The sequence below is a fragment of the Solihabitans fulvus genome (assembly GCF_008386585.1).
Classification (GTDB): Bacteria; Actinomycetota; Actinomycetes; order Mycobacteriales; family Pseudonocardiaceae; genus Solihabitans; species Solihabitans fulvus.
In genome coordinates this window covers 38,611-57,687 of the sequence record NZ_VUOB01000029.1, presented here as the reverse complement: position 1 = coordinate 57,687, position 19,077 = coordinate 38,611, and the positions used below count along the sequence as shown (strand labels likewise).

General features: G+C 71.0%; 12 protein-coding genes. 7 read left to right on the top strand and 5 right to left on the bottom strand.

Going from position 1 to position 19,077, the window contains the following annotated elements; all coding sequences use genetic code 11:
- Positions 1–179: 179 nt before the first annotated feature.
- Positions 180–1,397, top strand: a complete 1,218-nt coding sequence (locus F0L68_RS17580) for a CDP-glycerol glycerophosphotransferase family protein (RefSeq protein WP_149850670.1) — start codon at positions 180–182, stop codon at positions 1,395–1,397.
- Positions 1,398–1,400: 3 nt separating this feature from the next.
- Here the strand turns inward: F0L68_RS17580 and F0L68_RS17575 are convergent, their stop codons facing one another.
- Complete coding sequence (locus tag F0L68_RS17575; RefSeq protein ID WP_149850669.1) at positions 1,401–3,491, bottom strand: tetratricopeptide repeat protein; 2,091 nt, start codon at positions 3,489–3,491, stop codon at positions 1,401–1,403.
- 190 nt (positions 3,492–3,681) lie between these two features.
- On the opposite strand from F0L68_RS17575, the gene F0L68_RS17570 reads away from it, so the two are divergent.
- Positions 3,682–4,065 (top strand): zinc ribbon domain-containing protein, encoded by a 384-nt coding sequence (locus F0L68_RS17570; protein ID WP_223198881.1) that lies wholly within the window; start codon positions 3,682–3,684, stop codon positions 4,063–4,065.
- Between the two features lie 61 nt (positions 4,066–4,126).
- Here F0L68_RS17570 and F0L68_RS17565 read toward each other — a convergent pair whose 3' ends face one another.
- Complete coding sequence (locus F0L68_RS17565; protein ID WP_223198880.1) at positions 4,127–6,262, bottom strand: protease pro-enzyme activation domain-containing protein; 2,136 nt, start codon at positions 6,260–6,262, stop codon at positions 4,127–4,129.
- Positions 6,263–7,254: 992 nt separating this feature from the next.
- Between F0L68_RS17565 and F0L68_RS17560 the strand changes: the two genes are divergently transcribed.
- Positions 7,255–8,247, top strand: a complete 993-nt coding sequence (locus F0L68_RS17560; protein WP_149850668.1) for a hypothetical protein — start codon at positions 7,255–7,257, stop codon at positions 8,245–8,247.
- Between the two features lie 7 nt (positions 8,248–8,254).
- Here F0L68_RS17560 and F0L68_RS17555 read toward each other — a convergent pair whose 3' ends face one another.
- Positions 8,255–9,355: a sugar ABC transporter substrate-binding protein gene (locus F0L68_RS17555; RefSeq protein ID WP_149850667.1), complete on the bottom strand. Its 1,101-nt coding sequence runs from the start codon at positions 9,353–9,355 to the stop codon at positions 8,255–8,257.
- Between the two features lie 380 nt (positions 9,356–9,735).
- On the opposite strand from F0L68_RS17555, the gene F0L68_RS17550 reads away from it, so the two are divergent.
- Positions 9,736–11,454, top strand: coding sequence for a S8 family serine peptidase (locus tag F0L68_RS17550; RefSeq protein ID WP_149850754.1), 1,719 nt, complete (start codon positions 9,736–9,738; stop codon positions 11,452–11,454).
- Here the strand turns inward: F0L68_RS17550 and F0L68_RS17545 are convergent.
- The gene (locus F0L68_RS17545; protein ID WP_149850666.1) at positions 11,451–12,302 is read right to left on the bottom strand and encodes an alpha/beta fold hydrolase; all 852 of its coding nucleotides are present in this window, start codon (positions 12,300–12,302) and stop codon (positions 11,451–11,453) included. The genes F0L68_RS17550 and F0L68_RS17545 overlap by 4 nt on opposite strands.
- A gap of 70 nt (positions 12,303–12,372) precedes the next feature.
- Positions 12,373–15,363 carry a glycine--tRNA ligase gene (locus F0L68_RS17540; RefSeq protein WP_149850753.1) on the bottom strand — a complete coding sequence of 997 codons (2,991 nt, stop codon included), beginning with the start codon at positions 15,361–15,363 and terminating at the stop codon, positions 12,373–12,375.
- A gap of 399 nt (positions 15,364–15,762) precedes the next feature.
- Between F0L68_RS17540 and F0L68_RS17535 the strand changes: the two genes are divergently transcribed.
- The 3 genes from F0L68_RS17535 to F0L68_RS17525 all read left to right on the top strand — a co-directional run bounded on the left by F0L68_RS17535 (position 15,763) and on the right by F0L68_RS17525 (position 19,051).
- Positions 15,763–17,580 (top strand): LCP family protein, encoded by a 1,818-nt coding sequence (locus F0L68_RS17535; protein ID WP_149850665.1) that lies wholly within the window; start codon positions 15,763–15,765, stop codon positions 17,578–17,580.
- Between the two features lie 41 nt (positions 17,581–17,621).
- The gene (locus tag F0L68_RS17530; RefSeq protein WP_223198878.1) at positions 17,622–18,272 is read left to right on the top strand and encodes a SanA/YdcF family protein; all 651 of its coding nucleotides are present in this window, start codon (positions 17,622–17,624) and stop codon (positions 18,270–18,272) included.
- 293 nt (positions 18,273–18,565) lie between these two features.
- A complete protein-coding gene (locus F0L68_RS17525) occupies positions 18,566–19,051 on the top strand; it encodes a helix-turn-helix domain-containing protein (RefSeq protein ID WP_149850664.1) in 486 nt (161 codons plus the stop codon).
- The last annotated feature ends 26 nt before the right edge of the window (positions 19,052–19,077 follow it).

Here is a 19,077-nt window from a genome sequence, read left to right as displayed (position 1 = left end):
GTTTCGGCGGGGATCTGACGCACCTGCGGGCGCCGCTCATGGTGCTGCCACACGGAATGGGCTACAATAAATTCTTACCTTCAAAAGTCAAAAGTCAAAAGTCAAAAGTCAAAAGTTCGGTCTTCGGTCTTTCGGCCCCCTCCCTGTTCGCGGACGGTGAGCTGATCGCCTCGACGCTGGTGCTGTCCCACGTCGAACAGCTGGACCGGCTGCGCGAGGCCTGCCCGGAGGCCGTACCCACTGCGGTGGTGGCCGGCGATCCGTGCTTCGACCGGATGCTCGCGAGCGTCCCGCTGCGGGAGACCTACCGCGACGCGCTCGGCGTGACACCGGGTCAGCGCCTGGTCGTCGTCTCGTCCACCTGGGGTGATCGGTCGCTGTACGGCCGGCATCCCGCGCTCCCCCACCGGCTCGCCGAGCAACTGCCGCTGGACGACTACCGCGTCGCGGTCGCGCTGCACCCCAACATCTGGCACGCGCACTCGCGGTGGCAGGTCGAGGGTTGGCTGGCCCACTGCGCCAGGGCAGGCGTGCTGGTGCTGCCGCCGGAGGAGGGGTGGCGGGCCGCGCTGGTCGCCGCCGACCTCGTGCTCGGCGACCACGGCTCGGTCACCTTCTACGGCGCCGCGCTCGGCGCTCCGGTGTTGTTGGCCGCGTTTCCCGACGACGCGGTCGATCCCGCGTCCCCGGTCGGCCAACTCGTCGCCGCCGCACCGCGCCTTGACCCCCGAGGGGACCTGGCCGAGCAGGTCGCGCTGGCGATCGACGGGCACGACCCCGGGCTGTACAAGGAGATCACCGAGCTGACCACCTCGGTGCCCGGCGATTCGGCCGCCCTGCTGCGGACCGCGATCTACGCCGCAGTGTCGCTCACCGAACCGGCCTGGCCGGTCGAGTCGGCCGCGGTGCCCGTTCCCTCGGTGCCGACGGAGACCGTTGGCGCGCAACTGGTCCAGGTGTGGCTGACGGACGAGGCGCCCGGCGTGCTCACCGCGACGGCGGTCCGGCTGCCCGCGCCGCTGCCCAACGCGGCCACCCGCGTTCCGCCCGACGCGCACCTGGTGGCCGACACCGTCGAGCCGTACCGGAGCTGGCTGGAGCTGGCAGAGATCCTGGTGCACGACAAGCCGGGCGCGGCGCGGCACTGGGTGGCGCGGACCCTCGCGGCGCTGCCGGGCTGCGCGCTGGCCGCGCGGGCAGAGGAGGGCGGCGACTGGCTGGTCGGCGCACGAAACGGTGCCCTGGTGCGGTTTCGCGACCCGACCGGGCCGGGCCGGGTGTACGCCTCGGTGCTGCACGCGTGGCTCCTCGCCGGCCGCGCGGTGGACGCGCTGCCGCCGCGCGTGGTCGTCCGGCTCGGGCAGCGGGAGTTCACCTCGGGTGTCGAGGTGCTCTGACGGTCAGCCTCTGTTCGGCGAGCCCAGTTCGGCGAGCCGCCGCCGGACGCTCTCGGCCTGCCTGGTGAACTGGCGCCCCTCGTAGATGGACAGCGCCGCGGCGTAGCGTTCGCGGGCGTCGGCCAGCTCGTCCCTGGCGACGGCGAGTTCCGCGAACCCCTCCAGCACCTGCGCCTGGTCGAAGGGCGTGTGATCATCGATCATCGTCCGCATCGCGTCCGCGAGCACCCGCTCCGCGTCGTCGGGCTCGGCGATCTCGATCAGCTTCCTGCCCAACCAGGTGCGGGCCTTGGCGAGGTTGTAGACCTCGCCAAGTTCCTCGAAGGTCCTGGCCGTCTGGGTCAACAGCCGCACGGCTTCCTCGGCGTCCACCGCCTTGGCGAGATGGAACCGGGCGAGCGCGATGCGTCGCGCCTTGCCGATCTCCTCGGCAAGGCGCAGGTTCTCGCGCAGCAGCCGCACCGCTTCTTCAGTCCTGCCCTGTCCCAGCCGGGCCAGCCCCAGGCCCTCGATCGCGGTGGCTTCGAGTTCCAGGTGCCCGGCTCGCCGCGCGGCCTCCCTGGCGCGCTCGAACGCCTCGACGGCCTCGGTCTCCTCGCCCTGGTGATGGGGTGGGAAGCCCAGTTGGCTCCACAACAGACTTTCGACGGCCACATCGGACTTCCGCCGTGCGGCGGCGACACCCAGGCTGTTGGTCGCGACCAGGTCGTCGAAGTACTTGCCTCGCTCGTGCAGCGACCACAGCACCACGCAGAACTGGTAGGTGACCTCGTCCTCCTGCCGCTCGGCGGCGCACACCACCGCCGCGCGAAGGTTGGCGCGCTCCTGCTCCAACCACCCGAACGCCTCCCCGCCGGTGGCGAAGGCGTCGCGGACCTCCAGCGCCGGAAGCAGTTGCTCCCGCCAGCCACGCAGCGGCATGACCGCGTCGTCCGCCGCCACGGCGCGAGCCAGGTACCACGCGAGCGTTCGACGGATCAGGGTGTCGGACTCGGCCCGCGCATCCGGCTGCCACGCGACCTCGTGCGCGTGCGCGCGCACCAGGTTGTGCATCACGTACCTGTGCGGCCGCGCCTCGTCGATGATGTGCAGCGCACGCAGCTGGTTGATCGCCGCGCCCGCCTCGCGGTCAGACACATCCAACGCCGCCGCAAGGACTTCCCGGCCGAACTCGCCACGGCCGGGATGCAGGCCGATCGCGTGGTAGCACCGCTTGGCGACAGCTCCGAGCCTGCGGTACACGGCGTCGAACACCGCCGACAGTTCCGCCGACAACGCCGAGCCGTCGGCGAGTTCCTCGGCCAGTTCGGCGATGGACTGCCACGGCCTGTCCGCGAGAATCGCCCCGACGACCTCGATCGCCTTCGGCCGGTGATCGCACATGTCGAGGATCGAGTTCACGGCGGCCACATCGGCCAGCACCTCGTCCCCGGCGAACCGGCCGAGCAGTTCCCTCGCCGCATCGGGCTCGAACGGATCGAGTTCGACGAACGCCGCGCTCTCCCACTTCAGGCCGCCGAGCAGGCCGTGCCCGGTAACGACCAGGACCGACCGGCCTCGGCCGGGACGTAGGGCTCGGGCCTGTGCCGGTGAGAACGCGTTGCGCACCAACACCTGGAGCGCCTTGCCGTCCGTCACCGAGCGGTACAGCTTCTGCCGTCCGGCGAGGTCGGTCGGGATCAGGGCCGGGTTGGTCCCGAGCGCCATGAGGAATTCCCGCAGCGCCTCGCTGGTGGCGGTCAGCTCGTCGACCGCCGTGCTCAGGTCGACGTAGAGCTGCCCGTCCGGGTAGTCGTCGCGACACGCGTGCAGGCAGTGCTGCGCGATCCAGCACTTGCCGGTGCCGGAGGAGCCATGCAGGACGATGATCCGTGCTTCCGCGTCCTCGACCGGTGCTGTCAGAGCGGCACGGACGCGGCGGGACGGAACGATCTGGTTGACCACCATCGCCGGATCGTCCGGGAACTGGTGTGGCACGGGCGTCTCTGGCGCCGAGACGTTCAGCTGCAACCCGCCGTGCACCGAACCGACCTGCACGGCGACGCCCACCGAGCCACTGAGCTCGTTGTGCGAGTTCGGTGTTTGCTCGCCCATCAGCCCTCCCCACAGCCCACAAGATCGCGCCGCCAGCGTACCCAGGTTGTCACGCGCGGGACATCCGTCGTCACCGACCGTGGCAGCGGCGCGTCGGCCGAAACAAAAAGTTGGGCGCGGGGAACCCGGAAAGGCACACTGCCGTCCGAAACTCGGCGCCGGCAGGGCGCCGCGAGGAAAGGACTCGGCCTTGTTGTTGATCTGGGGATGGCGCACCTACATGGCCCAGCTGGCCATGCTCAACCTGGTGTGCAGCGGGTGTCACAACCCGTCCGCGCACTCGCTGCGGCGCAGGACCACGAAGTTCACGCTGTTCTTCATCCCGCTGTTCCCGATCAGCAGGAAGCACTCCCTCCAGTGCACCTTCTGCGGGCTGTCCTACGAGATCTCGCGCGAGCAGGCCGACCAGCTCGTCGCCCAGGCTCAGTCGCCCGCCATGCAGGAGCCGCAGCCCCAGCAGCCGTGGGCCGGCCAGCAGCAGCCTCAGCAGCAGTGGGGCCAGCAGCAACCCCAGCAGCCGTGGGCGGGCCAGCAGCAACAGCAGCAGCAGCCGTGGGGCCAGCAGCAGCGCTGACACCAACGACGACGATGGCCTCCCCGCGCGCGGGGAGGCCATCGTCGTGATCGGGGTTCGGTCAGCCGAGCTTCACGCCGTCGTACAGCGTGTAGGTCGGGTCGCCTGCGTAGTTGTCATCGTGGTTGGCCAGCGTCAGCGTGTAGCTGTGGCCGGCCACGACGGACGCGCTGGCGGTCTTCCAGCCCGCACCGAGCGTGCAGGTCTTGGCGAGCACGGTCTTGGTGGTGCCGGCCGTGTTGTCCTTCAGCGTCGCGGTCGCCCAGTCGTAGGTGACCGAGTCGTTGCAGACGACGTTGTAGGCGAAGGACAGCGAGCTGGTGCCGGTCGGCGCGGTGAAGGTCTGCGCGATCGACGAGTCACCGGCGGGGTCGACCGAGCCGACCTGGGCCGAGTAGGACCCGGCGTAGGTGCCGGAGTTCACGACCGAGGTCGGGCCAGCGGCGGTCCAGCCGGTCAGGCTGCCCGTCTCGAAGTCACCGTTGGCGATCCCGCCGGACGGCGGCGGCGTGGTGCTGCCGCCACCGAGCAGCGCGGTGCTCAGCGCGTCGGCGACGGGAGTGCCCCAACCCGAGGCGAGGTCGAAGTTCGCCCCGGCCGAGTAGTAGCGGTTGGTGCCGCTGGTGACGTCGTGGAAGGTGCTGCCGTAGCTGCTGGAGTTGGCGACGCTGTAGATCGCCGCGTTCGCCGCGCCGATCTTGGCCTTGCCGGCCGCGACGGCCTTCTGGTTGTGCAGCGTCAGGTATCCGGCCCACAGCGGGGTCGCGGCGCTGGTGCCGCCGACGGTGGTCCAGGAACCCTGGGTGTAGATCGAGTACTCGCCGCCTGCCGCCGCGGCGGAGACGTCGGGCACCTGGCGCTTGTTGCTGCTCGTCACGCCGGAACCGGTCTGCCAGCTGGGCTTGGCGAAGACGCTGGACACGCCGCCACCGCCGGACCAGCCGCCCGACTCGTTCCAGGTGGTCTCCGAGCCGTAGCTGGTGCCGTTCATGCTCAGCGTGGTGCCGCCGACGCTGGTCACGTACGGGTCGGAGCCGGGGAAGTCCACGGCGAGCTTGGTGGAGTTGGCGTCCTGGTTGCGCTCGCAGTCGTACGCGCCGGAGTCACCGGCGGCGGACAGGAAGGTCTGTCCCTGCGCGGCGGCCTGCTTGGCCACGTTGTCGACGGCGGTCATGCTCGACGAGCTCTTGTCGAGCTCGCACTGGCCCCAGCTGGAGGAGATCACCGGGACGTTGTCGGACACGAGGGCGTTCCACATGTCGACCTCGCCGGCGTCGGTGTTCGGCGCCTCGTAGACCGCGACGTTCGCCTTGGGGGCGATGGCGTGCGCGACCTCGATGTCCAGCTCGACCTCGACCTGCGCGTTGCCGAGCGTGGTGTTGCCGCCGTCGACGTTGCGCCGGGTCGGGGTCGGCGAGCCGGTGCCGTACTGCTGGTCGTAGGCGGTGATGTTGGCCTGCTGGTAGTCGGCGAACTCGAACATCGCGACCTGCTGGCCGGAGCCGTCGGTGCCGGCGTTGACGAACTTGTCGATGTTGTAGGCGCCGCGCAGCTCGTCCGGGGTGTAGCCGCCGGACGGCCCGCTGCCCACGTGCGGCGCGCTGGTCTGCGCGTGCGCGTGGTGGCGGGTGTAGTGGTCGTTGAGACCGGCCACGTCGGACACGAGCGAGGCCACGGCCTTCGGCAGCCTCGGCGCGCTGTCGTTGGCGGTGAAGTCCCGGTTCTGGGTGGCGTCGTGCCAGCGGGACAGGGAGGTGCCGAACGCCGACTGGATCTGCGTCGCGGTGCCGGTGGCGTCGACGGCGAGCCGGTTGGCGGTCGAGCCGGTCACCTTGAGGCCGGCGGCACGCAGGTGGTTGGCCACCGCGTCGACCTGTGCCTGGGTGGGCGCGAAGCGGTCCCTGAACTGGTCCGGCGTCAGGTAGTGCCCGTACTCGGCGGAGTGCGGGTTGGTGACCTTGGCCAGCAGCGAGTCGAGCTCGGCCTGGTTGCGCAGGTTGAGGCTGACCGCGACGGGGAGCTGCTTGTTGGCGTCCTCAGGGCCGGTCTTGGTGGCGTGCTCAAGGCCGGGGGCCGCATTGGCCGTGAGCGGCACCAGGTTCGCCTGTGGATCGGCCTGGGCGGTCAGCCCGGTGGCCAGTACCAACAGCGGCACCGACGTGATCAGGGCCGCGACGGCACGTTTCGACAACTTCACGGTTCTCTCCCTCAGGGAAAACGTGAACTACAGGGGAATTCGCGCGACAGGGGTTGAACGCGCGAGGCCGCCGCCAACTGGGCAGGGGGTGAACAGCTGGCGGCGTCTCTTTCTCGATCGCGCCGAACGCAGGCTCTTCGCACCGCATTCGGTGGAGCTGACCGTAGCAAGCGGAGCAGCACTTCGGAACAACGAGTTTTTCAGGACAGAACGCGTCGATCCGAGGTTTTAGACAACGCAGGCGGAAGTTCAAGCCGGAAGGGCCTCCGGGCGTTGATGCATCACAGTTTTAATGAAGGCAACCCATGTTTTCACAGCTCAGGACGCTGGAGTCATCACAGACGACACTGGCCGCTCCACCTTTACCAGAACGTGCGATATTTACCCTTGTCCAGCCGAGAGGGCCGTCAGAGACTGGAGGGTTAACCAGTGATAATTCTTCGTGGTGAGCCTGCCGGGCCCGGCGAATGACCACGGTGCCGGCAAGCGGATAACGCTCCGTGGTGATTTTCGCTTTCCATCATCACCATCGGCGAACTACACGCGTACGTGACAAAAAGTGTTGCAGATCACACCAACACGAATGGTCCAACCAATCGCGCCGAGCCTTCTTGTCGACCAGGAAATCGCAAGACCCTACTTTCGTATGGAAAGGGACTCACGAGTCCATATCGGACAGTCGACCCGACGGCGGCCGGCACCGGCGGGGCGATCACCAAACTCTGGGAACTCCCAGGTCAGGATCGGACTTCCGACGCCCTTTCGAGCCGTCGACGCGCGGCCCACCCGCCGGAGCACCAAGTCAACACGGTCTCGCCGCCAGGAAGACGATCATTCGCTGACCATTGCCCAGGGGTTTACCTCGACTTATTCTCTGCGCTTATTACCTGCGAAAACCCCCGCGTTGTCGCCGGAGGCACACCGGAGCAGCGTGCCCGGCCGCACCTGGTGCGACCGGGGGCACGGGTGGTCGCGAGAAGGAGGGCAGCAACGTGACGAGCACGTACCCCGCCACCGCGATGTTGCAGGTGCTGCCTGCGCCGGGCCCACGGCCGGTGCCAGCGGGCAACCGCGAGCTGGTCGAGGCGTTGCGGCGCGGCCCCTTCCACACAGCGCTGCACGCGGCGATCAGGGCGAGCGGGCTGAGCCTCGAGGCAATCCAGCGCCGCCTGCGCAACGACGGTCACCAGATCAGCCTCGCCAGCCTGAGCTACTGGCAGCGCGGCCGCAGCCGGCCGGAGCGCCCGAGCTCGCTCGCCGCGGTCGGCTCCCTCGAACGCATCCTCCGGCTGCCGGCCGGCACGCTGATCACCCTGCTCGGCCCGGTGCGCCCGAGGGGGCGGTGGGCCAACCACGTTCCCGGCTCGGTGTCGCTGGAAGCGTTGGGGCACAGCGACCGGTCGCTGCGCGTGGTCTCCACCAAGATCGACCCCGACGCCAACCAGCGGCTGGAATCCCTGAGCCACCACCAGGACCTGCGGCTGGACGCGACCGGCACCGGCTACCGCCTGACCACGCGGCGAGTGGTCCGCGCCAGGGCGGACGGGGCCGACCGGATGACCGTGATGATGGTGGCCGACTGCGCGGACGCGCCGCCGTTCACCATCACCGCCGGCCTGAACTGCCGACTCGGCCGCGTGGTGCACGACGAGGAGGAGGACGTGACCGCGGCGGAGCTGATCTTCCACCGCCCGCTGCGCGCCGGGGAGAGTTTCCTCGCCGAGTACGAGGTCGAGGTGTCCGACCTGCCCGAGCAGGTCACCAGGTTCGACGTCGGCTTCCGCCAGCCAACCAAGGACTGCGTGCTCCAGACGGTGTTCCACGCCAGCGCGATCCCGATCCGCTGCTATCCCCTGTGGCAGCCGCAGAACAGCCAGCCGAACCCGCTGGACCACGAGCTGCGCATCGAGACCAGCGGCAGCGCGCACGTCGCGTTCGTCGACCTGCCGGCCGGGCGCTACGGCCTGTGCTGGGAGTGGAACTGACCGCGTCTCAGGCGATGCCGGCCTGCGCGCAGAACGGCGCCACGTCGCCGGCGCACAGGTCGGCGGCCTTGACCACGTTGTCCGAGACCAGCTGCTGCACCGAGTCCCTCGCCACCGCCTGCACGCCGAGCAGCACCGACTTCACGTCCCGCTGACCGGTCACGTCCTTGGTGTTGCCGGTGATCAGGTCGTCTGCCCCGCTGCGGTCGCCCTTGGCCAACGCGGCGGCGAGCCGGGCGGCGGCCTCGGCCTCGTCGACGACCGGCTTGTACACCGTCATGCACTGCTCCCCGCGCAGCACGGCCCGCAGCCCGTCGAGGGTGGCGTCCTGCCCGGTCACCGCGACCCTGCCGGCGAGACCGTGCCGGCGCAGCACGTCGATGACCGCGCCGGCGAGGCCGTCGTTGGCCGCGAGGACACCGTCGACGTGCCCGCCGTTGCCAACCAGGTTCTGCTCGAACACCCGCGCGGCCACCTGCGGGTCCCACCGGTCGATCCGCTGGCTCGCCACGAGCCGGTAGCCGCCGCCGTTGTACCTCGGGCCGAGCACCGACTGCTGTCCCTGCGCGAACAGCGTGGCGTTGTTGTCCGTCGGCGCGCCCTCGAGCTCGATGATGTCGGCGGTCGGCCTGCCGGCGAGACAGCGCACCAGCCCGTCACCCTGCATCGTGCCGACGTTCACGGAGTCGAACGAGACGTAGTAGTCCGCCGAACCGCCGAGGCTGAGCCGGTCGTAGTCGATGACCGGAATGCCGGCCAGTTTCGCCTTTCGTTCCACCGCGATACCGCCGTCGCCGGAAAGTGGGGTGATCAACAACGCGCGGACCTTGTTCCTGATCATGTTGTCGGCGATGTCCGCGAAGCTCTGTTCGTCGCCCTGCGCGTTTTCCACGTCGGGTTCGATCCCGGCGAAACGCAGCGACTGGGACAGCTGCGGCAGATCCTGCGTCGTCCATCTCGCGGACGAGGCGGTGTCCGGCAGAATGACGCCGACCTTCGGCTTCGGCACGGGCCCGCCGCCCCCGGCCGGGCCGGTCGCGGGCGAGGCCGCGCACCCGGACAGCGTCAACACCAGGCCGCAGGCCAGCAACGACACCACAGCTCGCATCCGCGTGAACCCCCAGCGTGATCGGGACAGCCAGGCTTTCGGAAAAGGAATACGGAAGTGCGCTATCGCCGACAATGATGGCACTCGTCGGGATGCAGCAGGGCGCGGAGCCTGAACGGATCGCGCCGATCGGATGTTATTTATTTTCCCGACATTGACCCACGTTGTTCACCGGTGCCGGCAGCGCCCGTTTGGTCCCGCGTTGGTACGACTGGACGGGCGGATCCACCGCTTTGTCCGTGCGACGGGTCCGGGACTGTCCGAAAGCGCAGCGCAAACGGTTCTGCCGCAGGCGCTCGCTTTCTGTCAGGGTGTCGGCCCCGGGTGGCGAATGGGGGCCGCCCCTACTCGTGGAGACATCCGTGAACAGACGCAGAGCCATGTCCCTTGCGGTGGCAGCGGCGACCGCCGTGTCGCTGCTGACGCTGGGGACCCAGGGGGCGGGCGCGGCCCCGTCCGGCGAGAGCACCGAGTACACCGTCGTCCTCCAGGACGGCGCGAACCACGACGCGGCGGGCGCGGCGATCCGCGCAGCGGGCGGCCGGATCACCAAGGAGAACACCGCCGTCGGCGTGCTGACCGTGACGGCACCCGCCACCGGCTTCATCGAGGCGGTGTCCGCGTCGCCGGCCGTGGTCGGCGCGGCACACCTCCGGCCGATCGGGCACACCCCGGCCGACGCGGCGGGCCGGCCGGCCAAGGACGCGGTCGAGCGGGAGAACACCACCGCGCCGAACCCCGCACCGGCCCGCGCCGCCGAGGCGAGCAAGGCCGGGGCCGATCCGCTGGACGGCCAGCTGTGGGGCCAGAAGATGATCAGGGCTGACCTCGCGCACACCAAGCAGGCCGGCGACAAGCGGGTCCTGGTCGGCATCCTGGACACCGGCGTGGACGGCACGCACCCGGACATCGCGCCGAACTTCAGCAACGAGCTGTCCCGCAACTTCACCATCGACATCCCCAACGACCCGACCGGTGCGGTGTTCGACGGGCCCTGCCCGTTCCGCGGCTGCGTCGACCCGCCCAACTACGACGGCAACGGGCACGGCACGCACGTGGCCGGCACGATCGGCGCGGCCGCCAACGGCCACGGCGTCACGGGTGTCGCGCCCAACGTGACGCTGGTGAACATCCGGGGCGGCCAGACCAGCGGCACGTTCTTCCTCCAGCCGGTGATCGACGCGCTGACCTACGGCGCGGACATCGGCCTCAACGTCATCAACATGTCGTTCTTCGCCGACCCGTACTACATGAACTGCACCAACAACCCGGCCGACACCCCGGAGCAGCGCATCGAGCAGCGCACGATCATCGCCGGCATCGAGCGGGCGCTGACCTACGCGCACAACAAGGGCGTCACGTTGATCGGCGCCCTCGGCAACAACCACGAGGACCTCAACAACCCGCGCGTCGACATCCAGAGCCCGGACTACCCGGCGGGCGCGGCGCACCCGCGCCCTGTCGACAAGGCGACCTGCATCGACCTGCCCAACGAGGACCCGCTGGTGATCGCGGTGTCGGCGCTCGGCCCGAGCGCCACCAAGTCGGACTACTCCAGCTACGGCACCGACCACATCGCGGTGTCCGCGCCGGGCGGCTGGTTCCGGGACGGCTTCGGCACGCCCTGGTACCGCACCAACGAGAACCTGATCCTGTCCTCGTACCCGGCCAACGTCGCGCTGAAGAACGGCGACATCGACGCGACGGGCGCGATCACGCCGGCCGGCTCGGCGAACGGCGTGCAGAAGGACTGCGTCGGCGCGGTCTGCGGCTACTACCAGTTCCTCCAGGGCACCTCGATGGCGTCCCCGCACGCCGTCGGCGTCGCCGCGCTGATCGTCAGCCAGTACGGCAGGCCGAGCCGGGTGCACTCGCACCAGCTCGCGTTGGCGCCGGACGCAGTGCGCAGGGTGCTCCAGGGCACGGCGTTCACCAGGGCCTGCCCGGTGCCGCCGACGGTGTCCTACGTGAACGTCGGCCGGCCGGCGGAGTTCGACGCGACCTGCACCGGAACGCAGAGCTTCAACGGCTTCTACGGGCACGGCGTGGTGGACGCGTGGGCCGCCGTCACCCGAGGCCGCGAGTTCCTGCGCGACTAGGCCGTGTCGCCCCGGAGTCCACTGTGGACTCCGGGGCGACGCGTCGTGAGCGCGTCGTGCAGGGTCGCGGCAAACGCGGCCGGATGGTCAAGATAGGCGTTGTGGTGGCCGGGAAACTCGACGTAGGGCGCGCCGAGCCGCTCGGCGAGCGCGACGCCAGCGCGGCAGTAGTAGTACTCGCGGCTGGACCGGCCGCCGGCGAGCACCACGGGCACCGGGCTCGCGGACAGGGCGGCGAGGTCGGGCAGGTACCGGATGAACGGGCCGATCTCGTGTCGCAGCAGGAACTTCAGGTTGCCGCCGACGCGCGCGATCAACGACAGGTCCCAGTCCCTCGCCGCCTTGGGCTCCTGGCCGATGCTGCCGAAGAAGATCCTGGCCGCCTCGGCGAGGCCCTCGCTCCGGTAGGCGTCCTGGAGCCGGTCGAAGAACACGCGGTGCTCGGCCGCCTCCGGCAGCAGCGCCAGGATCGGCGGCTCGTGCGCGACGAGCGTCCGCACCCGAAGCGGGTGCCGCGCAACGAGGTCAAGGCCGATGATCGCGCCGCCGCTGCTGCCGAACACCTCGGCCTGCTCGACGCCGAGCGCGTCGAACAGCCGGCTCGCGTCGTCGGCCTGCTCGGCGACGGACAGATCCCCTGCCGGCCCGGTGAGCCTGCTGCGGGAGTTGCCGCGCCGGTCGTAGGTGAGCACCGTGTGCCGGTCGGCGAGCAGCCCGGCGATCGAGGCGAAGTAGCCGGCGTCGCCGCCAGCCCCGGCGATCATCAGCAGCACGGGCCCCGCGCCGCGCAGCTCGTAGTACAGCCGCGCGCCGGGCACCGGCACGGTGCCCGTGGTCAGCTCCCCCACCGCCGCTCCCCCCGCTTCCGACCACCGTGCCGCCGGGGTCTCGTCCCGGCGGCACGGCGGCGCAACACGATCACGCCAGCGCGGTGCCCAGCGCCTGCCAGTCCAGCACGTCGGCGGCCAGGTCGCGGACGGTGGCCAGCAGGCCGAGCCTGGCCCGGCGCAGCTTCTCGTCCTCGGCCATCACCAGCACGCCGTCGAAGAACGCGTTCACCGGCCCGGTCAGCGCGCTCGCCTGCGCGACGAACTCGGCCAGGCCGAGGCGCCGGCCGCCAAGGCCGTCGCGCACCGACCGGACGGCCTCGTGCAGCGCCAGTTCGGCGGGCTCGACCAGCGCGGCCGGGTCGTAGCCCGGCAGCGTGCCGGCCGGCACGATGCGGCGGACCCGTTGCAGCGCGGCAACCAGCGCGCCGAAGCCCGCGTCCCCGGCCAGCCCGGTGAGCTGCGCCAGTGCCGCGTCGGCCTCGGCGGGCGCGTCGGCCAGCGGCAGCACGGCGTTGACGAAGCGGTGGTCGTGGCCCGCGTCGAGCAGCTGCTGCTCGTACCGCCGCACGGCGAACTCGCGGACGGCCTCGACCGTCCCGTCGGCCAGCTCGAAACCCTTGTCCGCCAACAGGTTCGCGGCGGCGGTCAGCCCGGAGGCCAGGGTGATGCCGCGCAGGTCGGCGGCGGAGCGCAGGATGCTGACCGCGCCGAGCGCGGCCCTGCGCAGCCCGAACGGGTCCGAGCTGCCGGTCGGGTTCGCGCCGATGCCGAACAGCCCGACCAGCAGGTCGAACCGGTCGGCCAGCGCGAGCAACGCACCGGGCGCGGACTTCGGCAGCGCGTCGCCTGCCTGGCGGGGCAACTCCATCTCGAACAGCGCGTCGGCGACGGCCTGCGGCTCGCCCGCCCGCGCCGCGTACTCGCGGGCCATCACGCCGGCCAGGCTGGACAGCTCGATCACCATCTGCGAGCCGAGGTCGAACTTGGCCAGCTCGCCGGCCCGCGCGAGGGTCGCGCGGTCGGTGTCGGCCAGCTCGACCTGGTCGGCGAGCCGCCCGGCGAGCCCGGCGATGCGGTCGGCGCGGTCGGCCATCGAGCCGAGCTTGTCGGCGAAGGTCAGCTTCTCCAGGCCCGTCTTCAGCTGCGCGAGCGGGGTCTCCAGGTCGGCGCGCCAGAAGAACGCGGCGTCCTCGTAGCGGGCCCGCAGCACGGCCTCGTAGCCCGCGCGCACCAGGTCGGGGTCGCAGGACCCGTTGGCGACGGCCACGAAGTGCGGCAGCAGCGCGCCGGAGTCGTCGCGCACCGGCAGGTACCGCTGGTGCTTGCGCATCACGGTGGTGAGGATCTCGGCCGGCAGGTCGAGGTAGCGCTGCGCGAAGCCGCCGAGGATCGGGGTCGGCCGCTCGACGAGGTTGGTCACCTCGTCGACGAGCGCGGCCTCGGCGAGCGCGTCGACCGAGCCGCCGACGGATGCGGCCAGGCCGGTCGCGCCCGCGACGATGCGCTCGCGCCGGACGGTCCCGTCGACGTCGATGCCGTGCCGCGCGAGGAACTCGACGTAGCCGTCGGCGCCGGGCACGTCGACGACCGGGGTCGCGTCGGTGCGGTGCACGCGGGTCGTCCCGCCGCTGTTCAGCGAGGACACCGCGACGGGCACGACGGTGTCGCCGAGCAGCGCGAGCAGCCAGCGGATCGGCCGCGAGAACGACAGCCCAGCGTCCTTCCAGCGGATGTTGCGCTCGGCGCGCAGCTCGCCGACCACCTGGGCGAGCAGGCCGCTGAGCACCTCGACCGCGCCGCGGCCCGCCTCGGTGCGTGCCAGGCCGACGTACTCGACGCCGTCCGCCTCGACCCGGCCGAGCTCGGCCACGTCGACGCCCTGGCCGCGCGCGAAGCCGAGCGCCGCCCTGGTCGGCTGCCCGTCCGCGTCGAACGCGGCGGACACGCGCGGCCCGCGCGCGGTGCGCTCGGCGTCGGGTTCCCTCGGCTGCACCTGGTCGACGAGCACGACGATCCGGCGGGGCGTGCCGTGCACGGACACCTCGCCGTGGCCGAGCCTGGTGCCGGCGAGCTTGTCGGCGACGGCGGCGCGCACGGCCTCGACGGTGCGGGTGACCTCGGCGGCGGGCAGTTCCTCTGTGCCGATCTCGAACAGCAGCGTGGCGGGCGCGGTCACCTCGGGGAGCGTGGCCGGCAGCGTGGCGGCGGGCGGCGGCGTGACGACGCCGAGCGGGTGGCCGAGTTCCTCGCGGCGCTGCGTCCACAGCTTGGCCACGTCGCGGGCCAGCGCCCGCATCCGGCCGAACGCGCGGGCCCGCTCGGTGGTGCTGATCGCGCCGCGCGAGTCGAGCACGTTGAAGGCGTGCGAGCACTTGAGCACGTAGCTGTGCGCCGGCACCGGCAGGCCGGCGTCCACCATGCGCCGCGCCTCGGTCGCGTACTCCTCGAACAGCCGCTGGTTGGTGGCCACGTCGGCGTCGTCGAGGTAGTAGCGGCTCATCTCGTACTCGGCCTGGCCGAACGCCTCGCCGTAGGAGATGCCTGGGGCGTAGGCGATCTCCTTGAAGTGGTCGACGCCCTGCAACGCCATCACGATGCGCTCGATGCCGTAGGTGATCTCCACCGACACCGGGTCGAGGCTCTGGCCGCCCGCCTGCTGGAAGTAGGTGAACTGGGTGATCTCCAGGCCGTCGAGCCAGACCTCCCAGCCAAGCCCCCACGCGCCGAGCGCTGGCGAGGCCCAGTTGTCCTCGACGAAGCGGATGTCGTGCGCCCGCACGTCGATGCCGAGCGCCTCAAGGCTGCCGAGGTAGAGCTCCTGCGGGTTGCCGGGGTCGGGCTTGAGGATGACCTGGAACTGGGTGTGCGTCTGGAGCCGGTTGGGGTTCTCGCCGTAGCGGGAGTCGTCCGGCCGGACGCTGGGCTCCACGTAGGCCACGCGCCACGGCTCGGGACCGAGCACCCTGAGCACGGTCGCCGGGTTGTAGGTGCCCGCGCCGACCTCGGTGTTGACGGGCTGCACGATGAGGCAGCCCCGGTCGGTCCAGTAGTTGGTCAGCGCGAGCAGCGCGTCCTGCATGGTCAGCACAGTGATTAACCCCAGTCGGGTGAGTCCGGACAGCCCCGCCGAGTCTACGGGCGCGACCGAAACGCGCCGAAGCTGTGACCCTCCGTACTGACGTGAGACAAGTTCACCTGTCTGCGCTGGTCAGCGGCCTCGCCTGGCGGTACGGCCCAGACCACGGGGCGAGTTGTGTCACGCTACGAGCAACCCGAGGGGCTCTCGCCACGTCCAACCTAGCGGCGAACCGGCCAACGGGCCGATCGAAATCGGACAGGGAAGGAGTGTGGCGTGGATAACCGGCCTCCCAGGCCAGGCGGACCCTCCGGGTTCCCCGGTCGACCGGTCCCGCCGCGCGGCTCCGCCGGACGTCCCGGTCCGGACCAGCCGCGGCGCCCGCTGTCCCAGGGGGACGGCATGCAGGGACGCGCGGACCGCCAAGGCGCCGAGGACTGGGGCAGGCGGCAGCCGCCCCCGGCGCGCGGCGACCGTCAGCCCGTCGACCCGCCCCGCCGCCCGACCCCGCCCCGCCAGGACCCGCCCCGCCAGGACCCGCCGAACCGCAGGCCGGCCGACCGCGCCGAGCCACGCCCGGCCCAGCGGCCCCGCACTCCCGAGGCGACCGCGCTGAGCCGGGGTGCGTCCGGCGGCCGAGGCCCGTCGAGCAGCCGCGCCGAGGGCGTCGACGCGCCGGCCGCGCGGCGCAGGACGCCACCGCCGAGGCGGTCGACCGGCACCAGGAGCGCGCTGAACGGCGCCAAGGTGCTGCTGGTCGTGGTCTCGCTGCTGGTGCTCGGCGTGACCGGGTACGCGTGGGCGAACTTCCAGAACCTCTCCAAGGGCATGCAGACCACGGACGTCATCAGCAAGGACGCGGGCGGCGACAAGCCGGCCGACGGCGCGATGGACATCCTGTTGGTCGGCATGGACAGCCGCAAGGACGCCCAGGGGCATCCACTGTCGCAGGATGTCCTCGACGAGTTGCAGGCCGGCGGCAGCGACGACGGCGGACTGAACACCGACACGCTGATCCTGTTGCACATCCCCAACAACAACGCCAAGGCCATGGCGATCTCGTTCCCCCGCGACTCCTTTGTGGACATCGCGGGCGGCTACGGCAAACACAAGATCAACTCGGCGTACTCCTACGGCAAGAACGCGGCGATCAAGCAGTTGCAGGCCCAGGGCGTGAAGGACTCCGCCCAGCTCGAGGTGCAGTCCAACCAGGCGGGCGCCAAGAACCTCATCGCCACGATCCAGAACCTGACCGGCGCGACCATCGACCACTACAGCGAGGTCAACCTGGTCGGGTTCTACGACATCACCAAGGCGATCGGCGGAGTCGACGTCTGCCTCAAGGCCGCGACCAAGGACTCGAAGTCCGGCGCGAACTTCGCCAAAGGCCCGCAGACGGTCCAAGGCAAGGAGGCCCTGTCCTTCGTGCGGCAGCGTTACGGCCTGCCGCGCAGCGACCTCGACCGCATCGTCCGCCAGCAGGTCTTCATGGCCGGCATGGCCAAGAAGATGCTGTCGGCCGGCGTGCTGACCAACCCGAGCAAGCTCGGCGACCTGATCACCGCGCTCAAGAAGTCGATCGTGATCGACCAGGGCTGGGACATCCTGAGCTTCGCGCAGCGCATGCAGGGCCTCACCGGCGGCGCCATCCAGTTCCAGACGATCCCGACCGGACGCCCCGACCTGAAGACCGCAGAGGACGGCGAGGCCGTCGAGGTCGACCCGGCGCAGGTGCGCAACTTCGTGCAGGGGCTGACCGACAGCGCCGACCCGAGCAAGCCGGCGACCCCGTCCGGCAGTGCCACGCAGGACTCCGGCACGGACAACGCCTCGGTCACCGCCGAGGTGCGCAACGCCTCCGGCGTGCCCGGCCTCGCCGCACAGGTGCTGAACGCGTTGGTGGCCAAGGGTTTCGGCAAGGGCAACACGGACAACGCGAACCCGCTCAAGTCCTCGGTCGTGCTGTACGGCAAGGGCGGCGACGCCGGCGCGAAGAGCGCCGCGCAGGCCCTCGGCGGCCTCGCGGTGCAGCAGGACAACAACATCCCGACCGGCCACGTGCGGGTGTTCCTCGGCTCGGACTACAAGGGCCCCGGCTCCTCGCAGGGCGTCACCGCCCCCGGCGGCCTCGCGCTGGACGGCAACACCGGCGTCGCGCGCCAGCAGGCGGGCACCGACGACGCGCCCATCACGGCCAACGGCGTCACCTGCGTCAACTGACCACCGCGAGAAGTACTGGCGCGCAAAGGAAAGGGTCGAACGTGCGCAAGTCACTGCGGGTGGCGGTGCTGGCCGTCGGCGCGCTGACCGCGTTGTCGCTCGGGTCGGTCACCTGGGCCTACGCGTCGACGTCGGACTACCGGTTCGACGCGGCGTCGGTGCCGCAGGCGCCGGTCGCCCTGGTGTTCGGGGCCGGGCTGACCCGCGACAACCGGCCGACGGGGCTGCTGGCCGGGCGGCTGGACATCGCCGAGGAGCTGTACCGGACGGGCCGGGTGCGAGTGCTGCTGCTCAGCGGCGAGGGCGCCGGGGACTACGACGAGCCCGCCGCGATGCGCCGGTACCTGCTGGACCATGGCGTGCCGGCGCGCGCGATCGTCGAGGACCGCGCCGGCCTGGACACCTGGGACTCCTGCACGCGGGCGCACCGGGTCTACGGCGTGGACCGCGCGGTGGTGGTGACCCAGAGCTTCCACCTGCCAAGGGCCGTCGCCCTGTGCCGCGCGGCGGGGATCGAGGCGTTCGGCGTCGGCCACGACTCGTGGTCGACCTCGGCGGGGGTCACCGCCTACGGCTACGTCAGGGAGGCGTTCGCGGACGGCAAGGCCATCTGGGAGGGCCTGGTGACCAAGCGCGATCCGAGGGTGCTCGGGCAGGCCGAGTCGGGCGTGACCGACGCGTTGCGTGGCTGACCGCGCCGGCCGGGGCAGTGGCTGACCGCGCCGGCCGGGGGCAGCGGCTGACCGCGCCGGCCTGAGGCAACTGCTGACCGGGGCACACTGCTACCCGGAGTGCGTCCCGCTCTACTCGGAGTGGGCCCACGCGGCCGGCTGCCGCGCTGCAATACGGCAGGCAGAAGCCCCAGCGCTAGCCCATTAGAGTGAAAGACCGGGCAGACTACGTAAGCGTCCCGCACCCCGTCGCTCCCCTCCACGTGACCGCCGAACGCCGGCGGACCCGAGGTCACCGGGGTGGTGAACGCGACGTGGAGATCGACACAGCTGCGTACCAGCGCGTGCTGGGAGACGAGCTCCGCACGCTGCGCAAGCAGCGCGGCTGGACCCGCAAGGAGCTCAACCGCAGACTCCAGAGCGGCATCTCGCTCCAGACGCTGGCCACCTACGAACTCGGCACCAGACAGTGCTCGGTGATCCGCCTCGTGGAGATCTGCCACGCCCTGGACGTGCCCGCCTACGAGGTCCTGCAACGCGTGCACGAGAAGGTCTTCACCGACCCGCCGCCCGGACACATCCGGCTCGACCTGACCGCGATCGCCGCCGACGACCACGGCGAACTGCTGCCGCTGCGCCGCTGGGCCCGCGACCGACTCGACCAACTACCCCTCGGCGCCGCCCCCGAGGTGCACCTCGACCTGTCCGCGCTGGAGTACATGGCGCAGCTGTGCCAGCTCACCCCTGTCGAGCTGATCCGCAGGCTGCGCGAACTCGACCGGACCGCGCGGACCACCTGACGCCCTCGGCCTCGGCCAGCCCCACC

Excerpts from the sequence above, each read along its gene's own strand:
- F0L68_RS17550 (WP_149850754.1), top strand. The coding sequence starts at position 9,736 with ATGTCCCTTGCGGTGGCAGCGGCGACCGCCGTGTCGCTGCTGACGCTG.
- F0L68_RS17575 (WP_149850669.1), bottom strand. The coding sequence starts at position 3,491 with ATGGGCGAGCAAACACCGAACTCGCACAACGAGCTCAGTGGCTCGGTG.
- F0L68_RS17555 (WP_149850667.1), bottom strand. The coding sequence starts at position 9,355 with ATGCGAGCTGTGGTGTCGTTGCTGGCCTGCGGCCTGGTGTTGACGCTG.
- F0L68_RS17540 (WP_149850753.1), bottom strand. The coding sequence starts at position 15,363 with ATGCAGGACGCGCTGCTCGCGCTGACCAACTACTGGACCGACCGGGGC.
- F0L68_RS17535 (WP_149850665.1), top strand. The coding sequence starts at position 15,763 with ATGCAGGGACGCGCGGACCGCCAAGGCGCCGAGGACTGGGGCAGGCGG.